Raw genomic sequence first — 21,272 nt, forward strand, 5'->3', positions numbered from 1 at the left:
ACATGTACGTACTGGGTATCAGCAGGGTCCACGATTCGGCGGCCGCGCTCGTGCGCGATGGAGAGATCATCGCGTTCGCCGAAGAAGAGCGCTTCACCCGGGTGAAGCACGACGGCGACTTTCCCGCGCACGCCATCAGATTCTGTCTCGACCGCGCCGGAATCACCCTCGCCGACGTCGACCACGTCGCCTACTACTGGCAGCGCTGGCGCGAGGGCGTCCACGCGGCGAAGGTGTTCGCGCGGTACTTCCCCGCCACGCTGGAGGTGTTCCGCAACGCCAACGGTGACGAGGACGGTTCCTCGGCCGGCCTGGTGGAGACCTTCAAAACCGGTGGCGGCAAAGGGGTCGACGACTATCACGTCGGCGGTGCGGTACTGGCGCACATCAAACGGTCCTTCACCCTCGAACGCGACGTGAAAGAAGCCGCGGGGTGGACGGGCCCGACGAAATTCAAGACGCATCTGGTCGACCATCACAAGGCGCACGCGGCCAGCGCGTACTTCATCTCGCCGTGGGAAGAGTCGGCGGTGCTCACCTTCGACGGTATCGGCAGTGACGGGACCGCGACCTATCTGGGCCACGGCAAGGGAAACCGGATCATCGACATCCGGCGGATCAAGTTCCCACACTCGCTGGGCGCGATGTACGCCGGTGTCACCGGCTATCTCGGCTTCTACCCGACCAGGGACGAAGGCAAGATCATGGGGCTGGCGCCGCTCGGCAACGACACCTACGTGGACGCGTTCAAGCAACTGATCCACCTCGACGACGACGGCGGTTACGAACTCGACCTGAGCTTCTTCGGGCACCACCGCACCGGCAAACACGTCATGTCGAAGAAATTCACCGACCTGTTCGGCCCCGCGCGCCCCAAGACCCGGGTCACCGCGGAAAACCCGGTACCGCAGCACTATTGCGACATCGCCTACGCGCTGCAGGTGACCTTGGAGGAAACCGGGCTGCACCTGGCGCGCTGGCTGCAGTGGGAGACCGGGTCGAAGCGGCTCTCCGTCGCCGGCGGTGTCGCGCTCAACAGCGTGATGAACGGGCGGCTTCTTCTGGAGACGCCGTTCGAGGACTTCTTCGCCCAGCCCGCGGCGGCCGACGACGGCTGCGCGCTCGGCTCCGCGCTGGAGGTCTCGGTCGGCACCTATCACAGGCCGCGGCCCCGCGACGGCTACACCTACACCGGCCCGGACTACACCGAGGCGGAGATGGAATTGGCGCTGCAGGACGCCGGAGTCGACTACGTCAAGGTCGACGACATCGCCGCGCACACGGCCGCGAAGATCGCCGAGGGCAAGATCGTCGGCTGGGTACAGGGCCGGATGGAATGCGGGCCGCGTGCGCTCGGCAACCGCTCGCTGGTGGCCGATCCGCGCGATCCCGATTCGAAGACGCGGATGAACGAGAAGGTCAAGCACCGCGAGGCGTTCCGGCCGTTCGCGCCGTCGTGCCTGGCGGAACGGGCGGGCGACTACTTCGTCAGCGACTACCCGTCACCGGTCATGCTGCTGGTGTTCGACGTCCTGCCGGACAAACGCGACGAGGTCCCCGCCATCACCCACGTCGACGGGACGGCCCGCGTGCAGACGGTGAGCCGGACCGACAATCCGCTCTACTACCGGATGATCAGCGAGTTCGAGAAGCTCACCGGGGTGCCGATGGTGGTCAACACCTCGTTCAACGACAACAACGAGCCGATCGTCGCCAGCCCGGCCGACGCCGTGGCCTGCTATCTGAAGACCGATGTCGACGCGCTCGCCCTCGGGCCGTTCTGGGCGGAGAAGGAGACCCTGTGACCGCCACGCTCCCCGACACGACCGGCTGGGTTCCCGCGCTCTACCGGCGGCGCAAGTGGCTGTGGCTGGTGGCCGCCGTCCCGGCGGTGGTCACCACCCTGCTGATCATGGTGATCCTGCCGCCGGATCAGACGCTGGACAACGTCGTGGACTGGGCGTTCAAGCTGTGCCCGTTCGTGTTCGCCGTCGTCACGGTGGCGCTCTTCCCGCGCACCAAATGGGGACCGGCGCTGATCGTCCTCGCGGTGTTCGTCTATATGTCCTATTTGGACACCGAGCTGGTCATGCGGATCCAGGCGTTCGCCCGGAACGCCGCGACCGACGAGAACGCTTTTCAGCCGGTGTACCAGTTCGAGCTGTTCGTCGTGACGTTCATCGTCCTGTTCGGACTGATGGCCTACCGGCTCGGCGGCGGCCGGACGGCGAACGTGCTCAAAACCGGCGTCGCCTCGATCCTGGTGGTGATCTCGGGCGCCAACGATCTGACGTTCTGGGCGCTCAACGACGTCTGGTCGGCGGGGGCAAAACCGACCGAGCTGAAGTGGGCGTCGCATATGATCGTGTTCCTCGGCGGTCCGCCGAGCGTCCCGGCCGCGGTCGCGTTCATGGTGGTGCATCTGGTGCTGGCGGCGATCGTGGTGGCGCTGCCCGCCGGCCGATGGGTGAACCGGGCCCTGGGGCTCAGGTGAGCCTGCGCACCAGACCGTCCGCCAGCAGCCGCCCCCGGTCGGTGAGCACCGCCCGCTCCTGACCGTCCAAAGCGGACTGATCCAGCAACCCCTCGGCGGCGGCGACCCGGGCTTCGGCCCGGCCGTCGTCGTCGAGGGCGTCGAGCGGAAGCCCTTCGGACAACCGGAGTTCCAGCATCACGCGTTCCAGGTGCCGGTCCTCGTCGGTCAGCACTTCACGACCGGCGGCCGGTGACTCCCCGGCGGCCAGCGCGGCGGCGTACCGCGCCGGGTGCTTGACGTTCCACCAGCGGACGCCGCCGACATGACTGTGCGCGCCGGGCCCCGCGCCCCACCAGTCGCCGCCGCGCCAGTAACCGATGTTGTGGCGGCAGCGGGCTTCCTCCGACGTCGCCCAGTTGGACACCTCGTACCAGCGCAGACCCGCCGAAGCGAGGACGCGGTCGATCATCTCGTAGTCGGCGGCGAGGACGTCGTCGTCCGGGGCGGGCAGTTCACCGCGGCGGATGCGGCGGGCGAGCGCGGTGCCCTCCTCGACGATCAGCGCGTACGCCGAGACGTGGTCGACGCCGGCGGCCAGCACCGCGTCCAGCGAGGCTTGGAGGTCTTCGACCCGCTCCCCCGGCGTGCCGTAGATGACGTCGAGGTTGACGTGCTCGAATCCAGCGGCGCGCGCCTCCTCGGCGGCCGCGACGGGCCGTCCCACGGTGTGCACGCGGTCGAGGATCCGCAGAACGTGCTGCGCGGCCGACTGCATGCCGAGCGAGATCCGGTTGTACCCCGCGTCACGGATGCCCGCGAAGAACTCGGGCGAGGTCGACTCGGGGTTGGACTCCGTCGTGACCTCGGCGTCGTCGGCGAGCCCGAAGGTGTCGCGGACGGCGTCCAGGACACTGCGGAGGCCGTCCGCGCCGAGCAGGGACGGGGTACCGCCGCCGACGAAGACGGTGTCGACCGCGGGCGGCTTCCCGAGCACGCGCGCGGCCAGGTCGAACTCGCGCTTGAGGCCTTCGAGCCAGGACTGCGGCGACGAATCGCTGTCCAGCTCACCGGCGGTGTAGGTGTTGAAGTCGCAGTAGCCGCAGCGGGTGGCGCAGAACGGGACGTGCACGTAGACGCCGAACGGGCGGGTGCCGAGCCCTTCCAGCGCGCTCTCGGGGAGCGCGGATTCGACGGGCTTGGCGTTCTCGAGCGACAGTGCGGGCACACCCCAGTGTCCCCCACGCCGTGAAGGCCTCCTTCCCCGCGGGGTCGTGAGTGGCCCGGTTCTCAGTGTCGTAAGGGCGGAGCTGTGTTCACCTACCGGCTGGGTCTCCCCGTGTGCGGTTCAGGAACATGCCCCGGAACCCGGCGCACCTCGAGTGGGGAAGATTCCGGACGTCCAACGTCCGGAATCTTCCCCGCTCGCCCTCACAGGCACCAGCGACGTCACACCCGGACCACCAAGAACAGCACTGACCGGCAACTCTGCGACCATGCCGGGGCCCTGAAGGTAGTGAAGGAGGCCTTCACGGACCGCGCTACCGGTCGGCGATGTACACCTTGACCGAGGTGGAGCGGGTGCCGTCCTCGAACCGCACCCAGACGAGGGTCTCCATGGAGATCGAATAGTCGTTGACCACATAGTCGAGCGACCAGTCGCCGTGGCCGTCCGTGACGACCTCGCGGCTCATGGCCATCTCGACCAGCACCACGTTGGCCAGATGCCCCCGCGCGTTCGGCGAGCAGCCGACCGCCTCGAACCGGTACGAGCCGCCCTTGTGCAGTACCGCACCTTCCTCGGGAGCGACCAGCCTGCAGCCCTGCGGCGCCCCGGATGCCGTACCGGGGATCAGCAGGGACGCCAGCACCATCGCGGCGACCACCCATCGGCGCATGCGCAACTCCTCCGTCCTCTGTGGATCGGAGACCGAAGCTAGCGGCGACAGCGGTGACGCGCGGCCTCACTCACCCGAAGCGGTACTAGGCCAACCCGTTCGCGGCCAACCACTCCGGGGACGGCGGGATCGGCTCGATGATGTCGATCAGGAAGCCGTTGAGGTCCTCGATGTAGAAGTGCCGCTGACCGAATTCCTCGTCCACGAGTTCCGTGACGATCTTGACCCCCTCCTCGCGCAGCCGCTCGTACTCGGCGGCCGCGTCGGCGACCATGAAGCCGACCATCGACCCGGCGGCCTCCTGTGAGCGCCAAGGCTCCGGCGTGGCTTTGTGGCCGCGCTTCGCGAAGCTCATTTCATAGCCCGGCACGCCCGTGTTGAGGCTGGAGAACCAGTCCAGCTCGATCGTCACCGTCAACTGCAGGTGCCGTTTCCACCAGGCGGTGGTCTCGGCGATGTCGTCGACGAGCACACAGGCACCGAAACCGCTGAGTTGCATCTGGTGTTTCCTCCCAGTCGAACCACTTGATGCGTAGTACTATAATCATAGTGGTTTGACTGAGGCAAGGAGAATGTTCCGATGCGACAGAACCCGGAGCGCCGGACCGCGCTCACCGACGCCGCCATCACCGTCCTCGCCCGCGAGGGAGCCCGCGGCCTCACCTACCGCGCGGTGGACGTCGAAGCGGATGTCCCGCCGGGAACGACGTCCAACTACTTCCGCAACCGGGACCAGCTGCTCGGCGAGGTCGGCGTCCGCGTACAGGAGCGACTGTCGGCACCGGCCGAGGTGATGGCGAACCCCCAGGCCGAGTCGCCGTCCCACGACCGGGTCGGCGTGCTGCTCGGCGAACTCATGGGACGGCTGACCGCCCACCGCGAGCCTTATCTGGCCCTGCTCGAACTCCGGCTCGAAGCCACCCGGCGCCCGGATCTGTCGGCCGAGCTGACCAAGACCGTCCGCGAGGGCATCGACATGAGCGTCGACTGGCATGTCGCGGCGGGGATGCCGGGCGGGCGCCCCGAAGTGCTGCTGATGTACCTCGCGTTGACCGGGCTCACCGTCGAACGGCTCACCCTGCCCGAGGTTCTCGCGGACGTCACCGACGAAGAGGTCATCCGGATCCTCGTCGACCGCGTCCTCCCCTCTTGAGCCCTGCGCGTTCTGCGTCACAGTGCCCGGCCGCGAACCCGGACTTGACCTTCAAAGCAGCCCGTTCACCTGGGAAAACAGTGACCCGTGGACGGTGTTCCCAGTATCCGGACCGGCCTGGACCACATAGTGGGCGCGTGGCACGCTGAATGAATGACCCGCGCCGGAATCACCCTCGTGGCACGCCGCCACGTGGATCTCCGTCGTGTGGCGAGCGCGCTCTGTGCGACGAACCGCTGACTCCCCGCCACCACCACGATCTGCCGGAGGACTCCCATGTCGTCGCCCACGCGCGAGACCCCTGCCCGCACGCCCCGGGTGAAACAAAAACGGGGTGAGGGACAGTGGGCACTGGGGTATCGCGAACCGTTGAACCCCAACGAACGGTCCAAGAAGGACGACAACCCGCTCAACGTCCGTGCGCGGATCGAGAACATCTACGCCCGCGGCGGCTTCGATTCGATCGACCCGGGTGACCTCCGTGGCCGGTTCCGCTGGTTCGGTCTCTACACCCAGCGCAAGCCGGGGATCGACGGCGGCCGCACCGCGACGCTGGAGCCCGAAGAGCTCGACGACCGCTACTTCATGCTGCGGGTCCGGCTCGACGGCGGCGCGCTGACCACCGACCAGCTGGCGGTGCTCGCCGAGATCTCGCAGACCCACGCACGCGACACCGCCGACATCACCGACCGGCAGAACATCCAGTACCACTGGATCCAGATCGAGGACGTCCCGACGATCTGGGCCAAACTGGAGAAGGCCGGGATGACCACGATGGAGGCCTGCGGCGACAGCCCGCGCGTCATACTCGGCTCCCCCGTCGCCGGCATCGCCGCCGACGAGATCATCGACGGCACGCCCGCGATCGACGAGATCAAGCGCCGCTACATCGGCGACCCGCGCTACTCGAACCTGCCGCGCAAGTTCAAGACCGCGGTCTCCGGGCAGCAGGACGTCGCGCACGAGATCAACGACGTCGCCTTCGTCGGTGTGAACCACCCCGAACACGGCCCCGGCTTCGACGTCTGGGTCGGCGGCGGCCTGTCCACCAACCCGATGATCGGGCAGCGGCTGGGCGCCTGGGTCTCGCTCGACGAGGTCCCCGACGTCTGGGAAGGCGTGATCAGCGTCTTCCGTGACTACGGCTACCGGCGGCTCCGCGCCCGCGCCCGGATCAAGTTCCTGGTGAAGGACTGGGGTGCCGCGAAGTTCCGCCAGGTGCTGGAAGACGAGTACCTCAAGCGCAAGCTGACCGACGGCCCGGCGCCCGAGGTGCCCGCCGCGCAGATCGACCACGTCGGCGTGCACCCGCAGATCGACGGCAAGTTCTACGTCGGCGCCGCGCCGGTCGCGGGCCGCGTCTCCGGCGCGACCCTGCTGGCGGTCGCCAAAGCCGCCGAGCGGGCCGGATCGAACCGCGTCCGCCTGACCCCGCACCAGAAGCTCGTGGTCCTCGACGTCCCCGAGGCCGAGGTGAACGGGTTGAAGACCGAGCTGGCCGAGCTGGGCCTGCAGACCGAGCCTTCGCCGTGGCGGCGCGGGATCATGGCGTGCACCGGCCTGGAGTTCTGCAAACTCGCGATCGTCGAGACCAAGGCCCGCGCGATCGAACTGGTCACCGAACTGGAAAAGCGTCTCGCCGACATCCAGGCCGAGGTCGAGAACCCGGTGACCGTGCACCTCAACGGCTGCCCCAACTCCTGCGCGCGGGTCCAGACCGCCGACATCGGGCTCAAGGGCCAGATCGTCACCGACGCCGACGGCAAGCAGGTCGAAGGCTTCCAGGTGCATCTCGGCGGTGGGCTCGGCCTCGACGCCGGGTTCGGCCGGAAACTGCGGGGGCACAAGGTGACCGCGTCGGAACTGACCGCGTACGTCGAGCGGGTCGTGCGTGCCTACGTCGACGGCCGCGAACCCGGCGAGCGCTTCGCCCAGTGGGTCACTCGGGTCGAGGAAAGCGTCCTGCAGTGACCGAACGAGCGACCCCGTACTACTGCCCTTTCTGTGGCGATGAAGACCTGCGGCCGGAAGAGGGCGGCTCCTGGCTGTGCTCGGGCTGCCGCCGGGTCTTCACCGTGAAGTTCCTCGGACTGTCCCTTCCGGAGGTGTCGCAATGACCGTCACTGCCGACTACAAGACACTCGCCGAACGGGCCTCGAAGGAGCTCGCCGAGGCGACCGCGACCGAGGCCCTGAGCTGGACCGCGGAGACGTTCGGCGACGACTTCATCGTCGCGTCGAACATGCAGGACGCCGTCCTCATCGACCTGGCGACCCAGGTCAAACCGGACGTCGACGTGCTGTTCCTGCAGACCGGCTACCACTTCCCGGAGACCATCGGCACCCGCGACGCGGTACAGACGGTCTACCCCGGCGTTCGGATCGTCAACGCCGAGGCCGCGCAGAGCGTCGCCGAACAGGACGCGGAATACGGCCCGAAGCTGCACGAACGCGACCCGAACCAGTGCTGCCACCTCCGCAAGGTCGTGCCGCTGCGCAACACGCTGGCGAAATACTCGGCGTGGGTGACCGGTGTCCGCCGGGTCGACGCGCCGACCCGCGCGAACACCCCCATCGTCACCTGGGACGACCGCAACGGGCTGGTGAAGATCAACCCGATCGCGCCGTGGTCCGACGACGAGTTCAGGGATTACATCGACCAGCACGGGATCCTCGAGAACCCGCTGGTGTCCATCGGTTATCTGTCGATCGGCTGCGCGCCGTGCACCGCCAAGGTCGCTCCGGGGCAAGACCCGCGCAGCGGCCGGTGGGCCGGTCAGGGCAAGACCGAGTGCGGGTTGCACGGGTGAGAAGGGACGACATGACCACGCTCGAGCCGGCCATCGTCGCGGCGCAGGACAACCTGGCGGCGCTGGAGTCCGAGGCCATCCACATCTTCCGCGAGGTGGCGGGCGAATTCGACCGGCCGGTGATCCTGTTCTCCGGCGGCAAGGACTCGACACTGCTGCTGCACCTGGCGATCAAGGCGTTCTGGCCGGCGCCGGTGCCGTTCCCGTTGCTGCACGTGGACACCGGGCACAACTTCGACGAGGTCATCGACTTCCGCGACCGCGTGGTCGAGCAGCACGGGCTGCGGCTGGTCGTGGCGAAGGTCCAGGACTGGATCGACGACGGCAGGCTCGAAGAGCGCGCCGACGGGATGCGCAATCCGCTGCAGACCACACCGCTGCTCGACACGATCGCCGAGCACAAGTTCGACGCCGTCTTCGGCGGCGGACGCCGCGACGAGGAACGCGCTCGCGCCAAGGAGCGGATCTTCAGTCTCCGCAACGCCTTCGGCCAGTGGGACCCGCGGCGGCAGCGGCCGGAACTGTGGAACCTCTACAACGGCCGTCACCGCCCCGGCGAGCAGGTCCGTGTCTTCCCGCTGTCCAACTGGACCGAGGCGGACGTCTGGAACTACATCGCGCGGGAAAAGGTCGAACTGCCGTCGATCTACTACGCGCACCGGCGCGAGGTCTACCAGCGCGACGGGATGTGGCTGGCCGAAGGCCCGTGGGGCGGCCCGCGGCCGGGCGAGGAAGTGAAAGAACTGACCGTGCGCTACCGGACCGTCGGCGACGGTTCGTGCACCGGTGCCATCGAATCGACCGCCGCCACGGTGGACGAGGTCATCGCCGAGGTCTCGGCCTCCCGGCTCACCGAACGCGGCGCCACCCGCGCCGACGACCGGATGTCGGAGGCGGCGATGGAAGACCGCAAGCGTGAGGGGTACTTCTGATGTCCAGCCTGTTGAGGCTCGCGACCGCGGGCAGTGTGGACGACGGGAAGTCGACTCTCGTCGGGCGGCTCCTGTACGACACCAAGTCCGTCCTCGCCGACCAGCTGGACGCGGTCACCCGCGCCAGTGTCGACAAAGGACTGTCCACACCGGACCTTTCGCTGCTCGTGGACGGTCTGCGCTCGGAACGCGAGCAGGGCATCACGATCGACGTGGCGTACCGGTATTTCGCGACCCCGAAGCGCAGCTTCGTCCTCGCGGACACCCCCGGCCACGTGCAGTACACGCGGAACACGGTGACCGGGGCGTCCACCGCGCAACTGGCCGTGCTGCTGGTCGACGCGCGCAAGGGCGTCATCGAGCAGACCCGCCGTCACGCCGCGGTGCTCGCACTGCTGGGCGTTCCGCAGCTGGTGCTGGCGGTGAACAAGATCGACCTCGTCGACTACGACGAGGCGACCTTCACCGTGATCGCCGAGGAGTTCGCCGAGCACGCCGCGTCGCTGGGCTACGAACGCGGTTCCGTGCTCGCGGTGCCGGTTTCGGCGCTGCAGGGCGACAACGTGGCGGAGAAGTCGGACAAGACCCCGTGGTACTCCGGCCCGACCCTGCTGGAGCATCTGGAAACCGTGCCCGTGGCACCGGATCCGCATGATTCGGCGTTCCGCTTCCCGGTGCAGTACGTGATCCGGCCGCGCACGGCCGACCACCCCGACTACCGGGGCTACGCCGGGCAGATCGCGGCGGGCACCGTCCGGACGGGCGACGAGATCGTCGTGCTGCCACAAGGACTCCGCACCCGGGTGGAGGGCATCGACACCGCCGACGGTCCGCTCGCCGAGGCCGGTGCGGGTACCTCGGTGACGCTGCTGCTCACGGACGACCTCGACATCTCGCGCGGGGACCTCATCGCCGCCGCCGACCGGCAGCCGGAGGTGACCGACGAGATCGCCGCCACCCTGTGCTGGCTCTCGGCCAAGGCACTCAAACCGGGCGCGCGGGTGCTGGTGAAGCACGGCGCGCGAACGGTGCAGGCCATCGTCGGCGAACTCCACGCCCGCTTCGACGAGCAGACGCTGTCCAGTGTGGACGAACCGGACACGCTGGAGCTCAACGACATCGGCCGGGTGACCCTGCGGCTCGCCGAGGCGATCGGCGTGGACGACTACGGCGTCAGCCCGCGGACGGGCGCGTTCCTGGTCATCGACCCGAAGGACGGCGATACACTGGCGGCAGGACTCGTCGGCGAAAGGTTCGCATGACCCCAAGCCTCACCCCGCCACTGGTCGCCGTCGCCCACGGCAGCCGCGACCCGCGGTCCGCCGCGACCATCCGCGCCCTGCTCGACGTCACCCGTGGCCTGGCACCGGAGCTCGACATCCGGGAGTCCTTTTTGGACCTCTCGGAGCCGTTGCTCACCGATGCCCTGCGCGCGTTGTACGCCGAGGGGCATCGCGAGGTCGTCGTGGTGCCGCTGCTGCTCGGCGTGGCGTATCACGCCCGGGTCGACCTGCCCGCGCTCGTCGCCGAGGTGACCGCGGACTGCCCGGGTCTCGACGTGCGCGTTTCCGGGGTGCTGGGTATCGATCCCCTCATCGAGACGGTCGCGTTGGACCGGCTCACCGAGGCGGGCGCCGACCTGGCCGACCCGGAACTGGGTGTCCTGCTCGCCGGGGTCGGCTCGTCGAATGTCGCGGCGAACGACGCGGTCGCCGGGATCACCACCCGCTGGCAGCTGCGGCGTGGGCTGCGCGCGACCCCCGCGTTCGCCAGCGCCGCCCAGCCGGACGTGCCCGCCGCCGTCGCCCGGTTGCGGCTCAACGGCGCCCGGCGGCTCGCGGTCGCGGGCTGGTTCCTCGCGCCGGGGCTGCTGCCGGACCGGATCGCGCGCCTGGCCCGTGAAGCCGACCCGTCGGTGATCGTCTCCGAGCCACTGGGGCCGGATCCGCGGATCGCGGGGCTCGTCCTGGACCGCTATGGCGTCGCCGCGGCCAGGCTCGCCGCCTGAGTAGCGCGGCCTATCGCGTTCGGGCGCTTGATACCGATCTTCGGAGGATCTCATTCCCAGTTCCGTCACGCCTCGCGTATGGGAACGGAGATTTCTTGACGAGTTACTTAACTTGCCGGTAACTCTCTAAACGCTGCGCAGCTCCCTTTCTCCCCATCGAACCCCCAGGTAGGTGGAACATGAAGGCTGCCATTCGTGCCCTCGTCTGCGCCTCGGCCGTCCTCGTCCCGCTCATCGGCGTGGCCGTCCCGGCTTCGGCGGCGACCACTGTCGTCTTCGACTGCGAAGCGAAGCCGCCGCTCGTCGGCAACAAGTACCTCAAGCTGAACCAGGACGCCGACGTCACCGCGCCGGCCACGGTCGCTCCCGGCGCGGCGCTCGACGTCGTCATCGACCCGGCACCCAACACCGTCCCGGCCGAGGTCAGCGGCTACCAGGTCAAGCACATCAAGGACTTCGCGTTGAAGATCCCGATCCCGGCGAACTCGACCTGGGTGGGCGCCGACCTCACCGGCGGCTCCGGCATCGGCTCGACCCCGCCGAAGATCACCGTTTCCGGCAGTGTCGCGACGTTGAGCTTCCCCGGCCCGATCGCGGGTGGCTCGACGTTCGAGCTGCCGACCGTGACCGCGCATCTCACCGCGGGCACGTCCGGCACCATCGAGACGAAACTGGCGGGCAGCAGCTACGCCGACCCGGGGCTGACCTTCACCGCGGTGGTCAGCGCGGGCTTCGATGTCTCGGCACCGACCTCCTGTTTCCCGAACCCGAGCCCCACCTTCACCACGACGACGATCGGCTGAGTGCCGCCTGCGCCACCACCTCCCGTGGTGGCGCAGGCCACTGCCCGGCCCGACTTCGCTCGTGCGAAGGTGAGGCCATGGCTGACGAATTGGTGCACTACGACGTGGTGGGCGGCACCGCCACGATCACCTTGGACTCCCCGCACAACCGCAACGCGCTCTCCGCCCAGCTGCGGCGCGAACTGAGCGAGTCGCTGGACAAGGCGCGGGCGGACGACGCGGTACGGGTCATCGTGCTCACCCACACCGGCCCGGTGTTCTGCGCCGGGATGGACCTCAAGGAGGCCCGCGGGGCCGGAGCCGGCGACCAGGGCGTCAACGAGTTCCCCAAGATCCTCGAGCAGCTGTGGACCAGCCCCAAACCGGTGGTCGCGAAGCTGGCGGGCCCGGCACGGGCGGGCGGCATCGGCATGGTGGCCGCGACCGACATCGCCGTCGCCGTGCACGAGGCGACCTTCGCCTTCTCCGAGGTGCGGATCGGCGTCGTCCCCGCCGTCATCTCGCTCACCGTGCTGCCCCGGCTCACCGCCCGTGCCGCGCACGAACTGTTCCTGACCGGTGACACCTTCGACGCGAAGCGAGCCGTCGAGATCGGCTTGCTGAACTCGGCTGTCCCGGCCGACGAACTCGACGGCGAGGTCGCCCGCTACGTCAAGGCGCTCGCCCTCGGTGGCCCGAAAGCGCTCGCCGCGACGAAGGAGCTTCTCAGCAAGCCTCGTCCGGCCACGCCGAGCGAAGGCTTCGAGGCCATGAACAAGCTGTCCGCCGGGTTCTTCGCGAGCGAAGAAGGCCAGGAGGGCATCACGGCCTTCGCCCAGAAGCGCAAGCCGAACTGGGTTCCCGAAGGCTAGTCCGGCAGGACGACGGTGAGGCGCCGGGAGTCCGTCCGGTCACCGGACGGCCCCAGCGCCCGCTGGGCGTCGGAAAGCACGCTGCGAACGGCCAGGTACGCCTTGGGGTCGCGCTCCCTGAGCACCGAGGAACCGGACCAGATCAGCACGTGCTCGCCCGGCGGCAGCCAGGACAGGTCGGTGAGGCAGTCGTAGAGCGCGTCGAGGTTCTTCCCGAAGTAGTCGGGGAACGACAACGCCTCCGCGATCGCGTCGAGCGTGGACTCCTTGTCGAGAGTGCGTCCTCGGTCGATCAGATGGGGGTGCGCGCCTCGCGCGAAGGCCTTGTCCGCTTCGCTCTTTTTCGCTTCGCTCATCGGTCGGTGTCCACTACGACGAAGGACTTGTAGTGGTCCTCGGTGTAATACAGCTCCTTGCCCGACCCGGTCACCAGCCGCCTGGCGCCGCGATCCGGGCTGCCCGGCGTCTTGACGGTGTATTCGCGGTAATAGCCGGAGCCTTTGGCAGGCAAGACCTTCTCCCGGTTCTGGAAGAGGACGTCGTCGTTGCGGGGATACGGGTACGGCCCGCCCGCCTTGATGAGCCGCCAGGTTTCCGACGCCTGCGGGGGCAGTCCCGAAAGCGGTTTGACCGGCAGCCCGGACTCCTCACCCGCGACCTTGCCCTTGGCCCGGCCAGCCCCGGTCTCACCGGACGGCCCGGCCGAAGCGGACGAACTCGCCGGAGCCGAGGCGCCCTTCGTGTCGTCACCGCTGATGCCGTCCTTGACGAACCAGCCGGCGAGTACCAGCACGATCAGCCCGATCAGGGCGGCGGTGATCCGCCTACGGTTGAACATGGTGCGCCAGCTTAGGAGGACCGGTCGGAGTCGCTCGCATCGCGGGCCGTGCCGAAGAGCCGGGCGACCCTGCCGAAGACCGTGTCGAGCAGCCAGGCAGCGACCAGGCACAGCGGCACCACGACCGCCATGACCAGCACGAATTGCACCGGGAACGGGGCCTGCGCGAGCCACAGCTCGACACCGTCCCACCAGTCAGCAAGCCCGTTGAACACGGTGTGAGCCTACGCTCGCGCCCACTGCCACCGCCGGTCAGGCCATGTAGGTTGCTGGCATGTTCGCCGTTTACGCTTCCGAACCCAACGCCGAAAAGCCGCTGGACTCGCTCGTGATCGGCGAGCGACCCGAGCCCGAAGTACCCGACGGCTGGGTGCGGGTCGGCATCAAGGCCGCCAGCCTCAACATGCACGATCTGTGGACCCTGCGTGGTGTCGGCATCAAACCCGAGCAGTTCCCGATGATCCTGGGCTGCGACGGCGCGGGCACCCTCGACGACGGCACCGAGGTCGTCATCCACTCGGTGATCAACGCCCCGGGCTGGCAGGGCGACGACACCCTCGACCCGAAGCGCACCCTGCTGACCGAGAAGCACCAAGGCACCTTCGCCGAGCAGGTCGTCGTCCCGGCACGCAACGTCGTGCCGAAGCCGGCGGGCCTGAGCTTCACGGAAGCCGCGACCATGGGCACGGCCTGGCTGACCGCCTACCGGATGCTGTTCGTGAAGTCCGGGCTGCGACCGGGACAGACGATGCTCGTCCAAGGCGCGTCCGGCGGTGTCTCGACGGCCCTCGTCCAGCTCGGCCGTGCGGCGGGCTTCCGGGTTTGGGTGACAGGACGTAGCGAAGAAAAGCGTGCGCTGGCGGAGAATCTGGGCGCACATCAGACCTTTGAGTCCGGCGCGCGGTTGCCCGAGCGAGTCGACGCCGTCTTCGAGACCGTCGGCAAGGCGACCTGGTCGCATTCGGTGAAATCCCTCAAACCAGGCGGGATCATCGTCGTCTCCGGCTCGACCAGCGGCCCGGATGCTCACGCGGAGTTGCAGCGCGTGTTCTTTCTGCAACTGCGTATCGCGGGTTCGACGATGGGGACCAGGGACGAACTGACCGATCTCCTCGCCTACCTGGAGCTCACAGGTGTCCGCCCGCAGATCGGCGCCGAGCTGCCGTTCGCAGAAGCCGAGACAGGGTTTAAGAACATGCTCGACGGGGAAACTTCAGGCAAGGTGGTTTTCACACATTGATCGGAGGGGTGAGTCCTCCCCCTCGCTGCGATCCAGCGCGCACATGAGCGCACATCCGCGCGGTCCAAGCAGGTCAAAGCGTCATTTCGCGGTCTTGTCAAGTGTCAAGAACGTTATGACTCAGGGAGCTTTTCACGACCAAAGTTCGACCAAAATCCGACCTCTCGCGGTTAGCCTTGAAGCATGACCGCATCGCAGCGGCCCGAACCGGCGGACCCCGGGGGCCGGAACACCACCGACGCCGACCCGATCCGCGTCTCCTTCCGGCGCTACGCCGGTGTCCGCACCAGAGTGCTCGAAGTCGGGCCGCAGCCGGTGGAATCCGCCGACCGCGCCCCGCGGCGGGTACTCGGCAAGCGGACGGCGGCGCGCGGGCACGCCAAGCCGACCGCACCGAGGCTGGTGCTGCTGCACGGCTATTGCGACAGCGCCGACACCTGGCGCCCGGTTCTGGAGCTCCTCGCGGCCGCCGGTGTTCCGGCGGTCGCGGTCGATCTGCCCGGATTCGGTGACGCACAGCCCCTGCGGCCGGGCCCGATGCTGCCACAACTGGACGCCTTCGCCGCGGCCGTGATCAAGGAACAGGCCGTGCTCGGCACGGTGGTTCTCGCCGGGAACTCACTCGGCGGCACGATGAGCCTGCGCGCCGCGGAGAACCACCGGCTGCCGGTCGCGGGCGTGGTGTCGATCGCCGCCCCCGGTTTCGTCGACAGCTGGCTGATCCGGACCGTGGCCCGCTATCCCCTGCCGCTGCGGATGTACTCGGCCCTGCCGCTGCCCATCCCCGGCTTCGTGGTCCGCGCCGTCGCCGAACAGGTCGTGCCCCGGCTGCTCTACGCCAACGCCACCGCCGCGGACGCCGAGCAGGTCCGCCGGTTCACGTCGCTGTTCCCGGACTACCGCTCCACCACCACCCGGCTCGAGCAGGCGAGGCAGCTCGTCGAAGAGTTGACGGACGCCTACCGGCTCGAAGAGGTCCGCATCCCGCTCCTGGTGGTCGTCTGCGGCAAGGACAAGCTGGTCAGCGCCGCGTCCGGACGGCAGCTGCACGCGTTGGTCCCGCACAGCAGGCTGATGGTGCGCGAGGACTGGGGCCATTGCCCGCAGCTCGACGACCCCATCGAGATCTCGGAGTTGCTGAACTATTTCGCGGCCAGCGCGGCCAGGCCCGCGAAGGTCGCGGCTCGCGCCGCCACAGAAGTGAGCGAGGACACCGTCGCCGGATAGGTGCGATGTCCCGTCTGCCAGTACGGTGCCCTTCGGACTGTGACCCAGTCCGAAGGGCACAACCTGTTGGGAGACGACGATGTCCGCACCGCGCAGCCTGGGCTCGGGATCCGGGGTATTCCGACGCAAACCGATCGAGCAGATCCAAGAACTCAGTGACAGCGGCGGCGGGCTCCAACGCACACTGGGCCTCCGCCAGCTGACCGCGATCGGCGTCGGCGGCATCATCGGCGCGGGGATCTTCTCCCTGGCCGGTGCGGTCGCGAACAAGACGACCGGACCCGCCGTGCTCATCTCGTTCCTGATCGCGGGGATCGCCAGCGCGGCCGCCGCGTTCTCCTACGCCGAGTTCGCCGGGCTCATCCCCCGCGCCGGATCCGCCTACACCTACGGCTACACCGTGCTGGGCGAGATCGTCGGCTGGTTCATCGGCTGGGACCTGCTGCTGGAGTACACCGCGATCGTGGCGGTGGTCGCGATCGGCATCTCCGGCTACTTCAACGAGCTGCTCGGCTATCTCAACATCGATCTTCCGACGTGGATGCTGGGCGCCCCGGGCACCGAGAAGGCCGGTGTCGAAGCGGGCTCCTACAAGGTCAACCTGTTCGCCGTGCTGCTGTGCCTGCTGATCGCCTTCATCCTCAACCAGGGCATGAAGAACGCGGCCCGGTTCGAGACGCTGCTGGTCTACCTGAAGGTCGCGCTGGTCCTGCTGGTGATCGTCGTCGGCGTGTTCCACATCAACACCGACAACTACTCGAACTTCTTCCCATTCGGCCTCAGCGGCGCCTTCACGGGCGCGGCGACGGTGTTCTTCGCGGTCTTCGGCTACGACGCCATGTCCACCGCGGCCGAGGAATCGACCGACTCCCAGAAGCACATGCCGAAGGCGATCATCTACTCGCTCGCCATCTCGATGGTGCTCTACGTGCTGGCGTGCCTGGTCCTGACCGGCATGGTCAACTACAAGGACATCGACAGCGAAGCCGCTTTCTCCAGCGCCTTCGCGGGTATCGGGATGAAGTGGCTCGGCCTGATCATCGCGGTCGGCGCGATCATCGGCATCACCACGGTGCTGTTCACCTTCCTCATGGGCGCGAGCCGGGTCGGCTACTCGATGAGCCGCGACGGTCTGCTGCCGAAGTGGTTCGGCAAGACCCACCCGGTGCGCAAGGTGCCGAGCCGCATGACCTGGGTGCTCGGCATCGCGTCGGCGGTCATCGCCGGGCTGCTGCCCATCGGTGAGGCCGCGGAGCTGACGAACATCGGCATCCTGCTCGCGTTCGTGGTCGTCTGCGTCGCGGTGATCGTGCTGCGCTACAAGCAGCCCGACCTGCCGCGGTCCTTCAAGACCCCGGGCATGCCCGTCGTGCCGATCATCGGCGTCGTCTTCTCGATCTGGCTGATCACGTTCCTGAACTACCACACCTGGCTGCGGTTCGCGGCCTGGTTCGGCCTCGGCCTGATCATCTACTTCGCCTACAGCCGCCGTCACTCGGCGATGAACGCGAACAACGGCGAAGCGAAACAGGTCAGCGGAGACGACTCAAACGCGTAGCTGCTTCGCGGGCTTCGGCCTGGAGGCGTTCGACGATCGACGCCGCCGGACCGGAGCCCGCGAGTTCGTAGGTCTGCCCGGCGTAGAGCGACATCACTTCCGGATCCCCCGCCTTCCCCGCCGCCGCGCGGACCGGTTTGGTCAGGTTGTTGATCTCCGGGTAGGCCGACGGCGCGGTCGCCGAAAACTCCGTGACCGCGCGGTTGACCAGCGCACGGGCGGGACGTCCGCTGAACGCCCTGGTGAAAGCGGTCGGCCTGCCGCCGTCCGCCAGCGCCTGCCGGTGCGTGGGCTGGGTACCGGCTTCGTCCGCACGCAGGAACGCGGTACCCAGTTGAGCCGCGACCGCGCCCGCCGCCAGCACGGCCGCGATGTCGGCGCCGTGCACGAGCCCGCCGGTCGCGACGAGCGGCAGGTCCGTCCGCGCCGAGACGAGGCGAAGCAGGCTGAGCACGCCGTACTGCGCTCCCCCGCCTTCGGTGCCGGACTCGTCAGCAAAGAGCCCTCGATGTGCTCCGGCTTCGAATCCCTGGACGACGAGCGCGTCCGCGCCGACAGCCACGGCCCGATCGGCCTCGGCCGGGCTGGTGACGGTGACGGCCACCTTGCTCCCGTTGACATGCAGGCGTTCGACGTCCGTGGCCGAGGGCGTGCCGAAGGTGAAGGAAACCACCGGCACCTTCCGCTCCAAGACGAGCTCCAGCTTCGCGCTGTAGGCGTCGTCGTCCCACCGCGGCTCGCCGAGCTCGACGCCATGGCGCTCCGCCTCCGCCCGCCAGCGCTGAACGTGGCCATCGAGGTCCACCGAAGCGGCGTCACCCGGGACGAAGAGATTCACTCCGAAGGGTTCACCGGTCAGCTCCGCGGTCTTCGCGATTCTGCCCGCGAGGGCTTCGGCGCTCAGGTATCCGCCTGCGAGGAAGCCGAAGCCTCCCGCCGCGGTCACCGCGGCCACCAGCTCGGGAGTCGTCGGGCCACCGGCCATCGGCGCCGCTATCACGGGGAAACGCAGCTCTTCGAACACGATTCCGACGATAGTCCCACCCTGGCGATACGGAATGTGACGTTCGGCCACTCCAAGCTTCCTTCATGGTGGTCTAGACCTTTAGTGTCGAAAATGCGACGATCGAAGCAGTCGTGACGCAGGTCACCTCTCCCCTGTCGCCTGGAGGCCCCCGGTGAAGAGCTTGAGAGCGCGGCTGGGCCGCGCCGTCGTAGGGGTGGCGCTGCTCGCCGGCGCCACCACCGCAGCCGCCCCTGTCGCCGACGCGGCCACTCCGCCGTTGCAGGCGATCGTCCCCGCACCGGTCTCGGCCCAGGCCGTCACCGGCTCCGACCACGTCCTGACCGCGAACACGAAGATCTACACCCAAGCCGGTTCGGCACCCGCCAAGGCTGTCGGCGACTATCTAGCCGGTGTCCTGCGCAAGTCGACCGGTTTCGCTTTGCCCGTGTCGGACGCGCCTTCGGGCACACCCACCGATGGCATCTCGCTTTTGCTGTCCGGCGCCGACCCCAGCGTCGGTGACCAGGGCTACCAACTGAACTCAAGATCCGCTTCGGTCATCCTGCGCGCGACGACGGCGCAGGGCCTCTTCGGCGGCGTCCAAACACTGCGGCAACTGCTGCCCGGCAAGGTCGAGAGCTCGACCGTGCAGGACGGCCCCTGGACGATCCCGGGCGCCGACATCCTGGACCATCCGCGCTTCGGGTACCGCGGCGCCATGCTCGACGTCGCCCGGCACTTCCACCCGGTCGCGACCGTCAAGCGATACATCGACCAGCTGGCGCAGTACAAGATCAACAACCTGCACCTGCATCTGGCCGACGACCAGGGCTGGCGGATCCAGATCGACAGCTGGCCGCGCCTGGCCACCTATGGTGGCAGTACCCAGGTCGGCGGCGGCGCCGGTGGCTACTACACGAAGGCGCAGTACACCGAGATCGTGAACTACGCGGCTTCGCGGTTCATCACGGTCATCCCGGAGATCGACATGCCTGGGCACACCAACGCCGCCCAGGCGTCCTACGCCGAGCTGAACTGCGACAACACCGCTCCCCCGCTGCGTACCGACACCGCTGTCGGCTACAGCTCGCTCTGCATCTCGAAAGAGATCACCTACACGTTCGTCAACGACGTCATCCGGGAGATCGCCGCGCTGACCCCGGGGCCGTACTTCCACCTCGGCGGCGACGAGGCCCAGGCCACCAGCGACGCGGACTACCGCACCTTCATGAACCGCGTACTGCCGATGGTGGCCGCGGCAGGCAAACAGGTCGTCGGCTGGCACGAGATCGGGAAAGCCACCCTGCCCGCCACGGCGACCCCGCAGTTCTGGGGCACGACCACCTCGAGCACCGAGGTCTCGAACGCCGTCGCCCGCGGGAGCAAGGTGATCCTGTCCCCGGCGAACAAGGCGTACCTGGACATGAAATACAACTCCAGCACGCCGATCGGGCTCTCGTGGGCTGGCTACATCGAGGTCCAGGACGCCTACAACTGGAACCCGGGCGCGTATCTCGCCGGAGTGCCCGAATCGGCCGTCCGCGGTGTCGAATCCCCGCTGTGGACCGAAACCGTGGTGACCCCGGCGAACATCGACTACCTCGCGTTCCCGAGGCTTCCGGCGCACGCCGAACTCGGCTGGTCTCCATGGTCGACGCACGACTGGAACGCCTTCCGCGTACGCCTCGGCGCGCAGGCCCCACGATGGCAGGCGCAGGGCATCGCCTACTACGCGTCGAGTCAGGTGCCTTGGGAGACGGGTTCCACCAACCCGGGCACTTGCACCCTCCCCGCCTGGGACCGCGCTTCGGCCTACACCGGTGGCACGAGCGTGTCCCACAACGGGCACAAGTGGTACGCGAAATGGTGGACGCAAGGCGAGGAGCCCGGCACCACCGGGCAGTGGGGTGTCTGGCGCGACGACGGCACCTGTTGACCTCCTCCGTTCGCCCGCTCGGCCCTTTCACCGGGTCGAGCGGGTTACGGTGGAACCATGGCTGCCGATCTCGAACTCGTCCGCGCTCTTTCCTTGCGCGAAAACGGCCTCGCGACCGTTTCGACGGTCCGCGCGGACGGCACCGTGCATTCGTCGGTGGTGAACGCCGGAGTGATCGAAGATCCGGTCACGAAAGCGCCAGGGGTCGGTTTCGTCGCGGTGGGCGGGGCGAAGAAACTCGACCTGTTCCGCCGCGCGGGCCACGCCACGATCACCTTCCGCCGAGGCTGGGAATGGGCGGCGATCCAGGGCACCGTCCACCTCATCGGCCCGGACGACCTGGATCCGGACTTCGACCCGGCCGGGCTCCCCCAGCTGCTGCGCGATGTCTTCGTCGCGGCGACGGGGACGCATGACGACTGGGACGAGTACGACCGTGTGATGGCCGCCGAACGCCGCGTCGCCGTCTTCGTCACAGCGAACCGCATCAGCGGAAATCGCTGACCCGAAAAGGCCGCCCGGCGAAGTCTCGGGCGGCCT

24 protein-coding genes are annotated in these 21,272 nt (G+C 68.3%); 17 read left to right on the plus strand and 7 right to left on the minus strand.

What is annotated here, in order from left to right; translation table 11 throughout:
* Positions 1–2 precede the first annotated feature (2 nt).
* Both ACZ5ZX_RS35380 and ACZ5ZX_RS35385 read left to right on the plus strand, forming a co-directional pair.
* A complete protein-coding gene (locus ACZ5ZX_RS35380) occupies positions 3–1,805 on the plus strand; it encodes a carbamoyltransferase family protein (RefSeq protein ID WP_465506332.1) in 1,803 nt (600 codons plus the stop codon).
* Entirely contained in the window at positions 1,802–2,494 is a 693-nt protein-coding gene (locus ACZ5ZX_RS35385) for a hypothetical protein (RefSeq protein WP_465506333.1), read from the plus strand. The genes ACZ5ZX_RS35380 and ACZ5ZX_RS35385 overlap by 4 nt, the downstream gene beginning before the upstream one ends.
* On the opposite strand, the gene hemW is transcribed toward ACZ5ZX_RS35385, so the two are convergent.
* The 3 genes from hemW to ACZ5ZX_RS35400 all read right to left on the minus strand — a co-directional run bounded on the left by hemW (position 2,487) and on the right by ACZ5ZX_RS35400 (position 4,870).
* Positions 2,487–3,692 carry a radical SAM family heme chaperone HemW gene (hemW, locus tag ACZ5ZX_RS35390; RefSeq protein ID WP_465506401.1) on the minus strand — a complete coding sequence of 402 codons (1,206 nt, stop codon included), beginning with the start codon at positions 3,690–3,692 and terminating at the stop codon, positions 2,487–2,489. The two genes, ACZ5ZX_RS35385 and hemW, sit on opposite strands and share 8 nt — an antisense overlap.
* A gap of 322 nt (positions 3,693–4,014) precedes the next feature.
* Positions 4,015–4,371, minus strand: a complete 357-nt coding sequence (locus ACZ5ZX_RS35395) for a hypothetical protein (protein ID WP_465506334.1) — start codon at positions 4,369–4,371, stop codon at positions 4,015–4,017.
* 85 nt (positions 4,372–4,456) lie between these two features.
* Complete coding sequence (locus tag ACZ5ZX_RS35400) at positions 4,457–4,870, minus strand: VOC family protein (protein ID WP_465506335.1); 414 nt, start codon at positions 4,868–4,870, stop codon at positions 4,457–4,459.
* Positions 4,871–4,951: 81 nt separating this feature from the next.
* Between ACZ5ZX_RS35400 and ACZ5ZX_RS35405 the strand changes: the two genes are divergently transcribed.
* From ACZ5ZX_RS35405 to ACZ5ZX_RS35450, 10 genes are all read left to right on the plus strand, one after another.
* Positions 4,952–5,524 carry a TetR/AcrR family transcriptional regulator gene (locus ACZ5ZX_RS35405; RefSeq protein ID WP_465506336.1) on the plus strand — a complete coding sequence of 191 codons (573 nt, stop codon included), beginning with the start codon at positions 4,952–4,954 and terminating at the stop codon, positions 5,522–5,524.
* A 153-nt stretch (positions 5,525–5,677) separates the two neighbouring features.
* Complete coding sequence (locus ACZ5ZX_RS35410) at positions 5,678–5,764, plus strand: putative leader peptide (protein ID WP_360907593.1); 87 nt, start codon at positions 5,678–5,680, stop codon at positions 5,762–5,764.
* A 36-nt stretch (positions 5,765–5,800) separates the two neighbouring features.
* On the plus strand, positions 5,801–7,495 hold the full coding sequence (locus ACZ5ZX_RS35415; protein ID WP_465506337.1) for a nitrite/sulfite reductase: 1,695 nt from the start codon (positions 5,801–5,803) through the stop codon (positions 7,493–7,495).
* Positions 7,492–7,641: an eL43 family ribosomal protein gene (locus tag ACZ5ZX_RS35420; RefSeq protein WP_061982721.1), complete on the plus strand. Its 150-nt coding sequence runs from the start codon at positions 7,492–7,494 to the stop codon at positions 7,639–7,641. The genes ACZ5ZX_RS35415 and ACZ5ZX_RS35420 overlap by 4 nt, the downstream gene beginning before the upstream one ends.
* Positions 7,638–8,333 (plus strand): phosphoadenylyl-sulfate reductase, encoded by a 696-nt coding sequence (locus tag ACZ5ZX_RS35425; protein ID WP_465506338.1) that lies wholly within the window; start codon positions 7,638–7,640, stop codon positions 8,331–8,333. Before ACZ5ZX_RS35420 ends, ACZ5ZX_RS35425 begins: the two co-directional genes overlap by 4 nt.
* An 11-nt stretch (positions 8,334–8,344) precedes the next feature.
* Entirely contained in the window at positions 8,345–9,265 is a 921-nt protein-coding gene (gene cysD, locus ACZ5ZX_RS35430) for a sulfate adenylyltransferase subunit CysD (RefSeq protein ID WP_465506339.1), read from the plus strand.
* Positions 9,265–10,527: a sulfate adenylyltransferase subunit 1 gene (locus ACZ5ZX_RS35435; RefSeq protein WP_465506340.1), complete on the plus strand. Its 1,263-nt coding sequence runs from the start codon at positions 9,265–9,267 to the stop codon at positions 10,525–10,527. Before cysD ends, ACZ5ZX_RS35435 begins: the two co-directional genes overlap by 1 nt.
* Positions 10,524–11,273, plus strand: coding sequence for a sirohydrochlorin chelatase (locus ACZ5ZX_RS35440; RefSeq protein WP_465506341.1), 750 nt, complete (start codon positions 10,524–10,526; stop codon positions 11,271–11,273). Before ACZ5ZX_RS35435 ends, ACZ5ZX_RS35440 begins: the two co-directional genes overlap by 4 nt.
* A 179-nt stretch (positions 11,274–11,452) precedes the next feature.
* Positions 11,453–12,076: a cyclase gene (locus ACZ5ZX_RS35445; protein ID WP_465506342.1), complete on the plus strand. Its 624-nt coding sequence runs from the start codon at positions 11,453–11,455 to the stop codon at positions 12,074–12,076.
* A gap of 77 nt (positions 12,077–12,153) precedes the next feature.
* Entirely contained in the window at positions 12,154–12,927 is a 774-nt protein-coding gene (locus ACZ5ZX_RS35450; protein WP_465506343.1) for an enoyl-CoA hydratase-related protein, read from the plus strand.
* On the opposite strand, the gene ACZ5ZX_RS35455 is transcribed toward ACZ5ZX_RS35450, so the two are convergent.
* Genes ACZ5ZX_RS35455 through ACZ5ZX_RS35465 form a run of 3 tightly spaced genes read right to left on the minus strand, consistent with a single transcriptional unit; the run spans position 12,924 to position 13,980 of the window.
* Positions 12,924–13,283, minus strand: a complete 360-nt coding sequence (locus ACZ5ZX_RS35455) for a barstar family protein (protein ID WP_465506344.1) — start codon at positions 13,281–13,283, stop codon at positions 12,924–12,926. The genes ACZ5ZX_RS35450 and ACZ5ZX_RS35455 overlap by 4 nt on opposite strands.
* A complete protein-coding gene (locus ACZ5ZX_RS35460) occupies positions 13,280–13,765 on the minus strand; it encodes a guanyl-specific ribonuclease (RefSeq protein ID WP_465506345.1) in 486 nt (161 codons plus the stop codon). Before ACZ5ZX_RS35460 ends, ACZ5ZX_RS35455 begins: the two co-directional genes overlap by 4 nt.
* 11 nt (positions 13,766–13,776) lie before the next feature.
* Positions 13,777–13,980: a hypothetical protein gene (locus tag ACZ5ZX_RS35465; protein ID WP_465506346.1), complete on the minus strand. Its 204-nt coding sequence runs from the start codon at positions 13,978–13,980 to the stop codon at positions 13,777–13,779.
* A 59-nt stretch (positions 13,981–14,039) separates the two neighbouring features.
* On the opposite strand from ACZ5ZX_RS35465, the gene ACZ5ZX_RS35470 reads away from it, so the two are divergent.
* From ACZ5ZX_RS35470 to ACZ5ZX_RS35480, 3 genes are all read left to right on the plus strand, one after another.
* Positions 14,040–15,005, plus strand: a complete 966-nt coding sequence (locus ACZ5ZX_RS35470; RefSeq protein ID WP_465506347.1) for a zinc-binding dehydrogenase — start codon at positions 14,040–14,042, stop codon at positions 15,003–15,005.
* A gap of 183 nt (positions 15,006–15,188) precedes the next feature.
* Positions 15,189–16,232: an alpha/beta hydrolase gene (locus ACZ5ZX_RS35475; RefSeq protein ID WP_465506348.1), complete on the plus strand. Its 1,044-nt coding sequence runs from the start codon at positions 15,189–15,191 to the stop codon at positions 16,230–16,232.
* 79 nt (positions 16,233–16,311) lie between these two features.
* A complete protein-coding gene (locus tag ACZ5ZX_RS35480; protein WP_465506349.1) occupies positions 16,312–17,790 on the plus strand; it encodes an amino acid permease in 1,479 nt (492 codons plus the stop codon).
* On the opposite strand, the gene ACZ5ZX_RS35485 is transcribed toward ACZ5ZX_RS35480, so the two are convergent.
* Positions 17,765–18,814: an NAD(P)H-dependent flavin oxidoreductase gene (locus ACZ5ZX_RS35485; protein ID WP_465506350.1), complete on the minus strand. Its 1,050-nt coding sequence runs from the start codon at positions 18,812–18,814 to the stop codon at positions 17,765–17,767. The genes ACZ5ZX_RS35480 and ACZ5ZX_RS35485 overlap by 26 nt on opposite strands.
* Positions 18,815–18,968: 154 nt before the next feature.
* Between ACZ5ZX_RS35485 and ACZ5ZX_RS35490 the strand changes: the two genes are divergently transcribed.
* Positions 18,969–20,732 carry a family 20 glycosylhydrolase gene (locus tag ACZ5ZX_RS35490; RefSeq protein ID WP_465506351.1) on the plus strand — a complete coding sequence of 588 codons (1,764 nt, stop codon included), beginning with the start codon at positions 18,969–18,971 and terminating at the stop codon, positions 20,730–20,732.
* 57 nt (positions 20,733–20,789) lie between these two features.
* Positions 20,790–21,236, plus strand: coding sequence for a pyridoxamine 5'-phosphate oxidase family protein (locus tag ACZ5ZX_RS35495; protein ID WP_465506352.1), 447 nt, complete (start codon positions 20,790–20,792; stop codon positions 21,234–21,236).
* The last annotated feature ends 36 nt before the right edge of the window (positions 21,237–21,272 follow it).

The organism is Amycolatopsis sp. NPDC033938, from assembly GCF_055575975.1.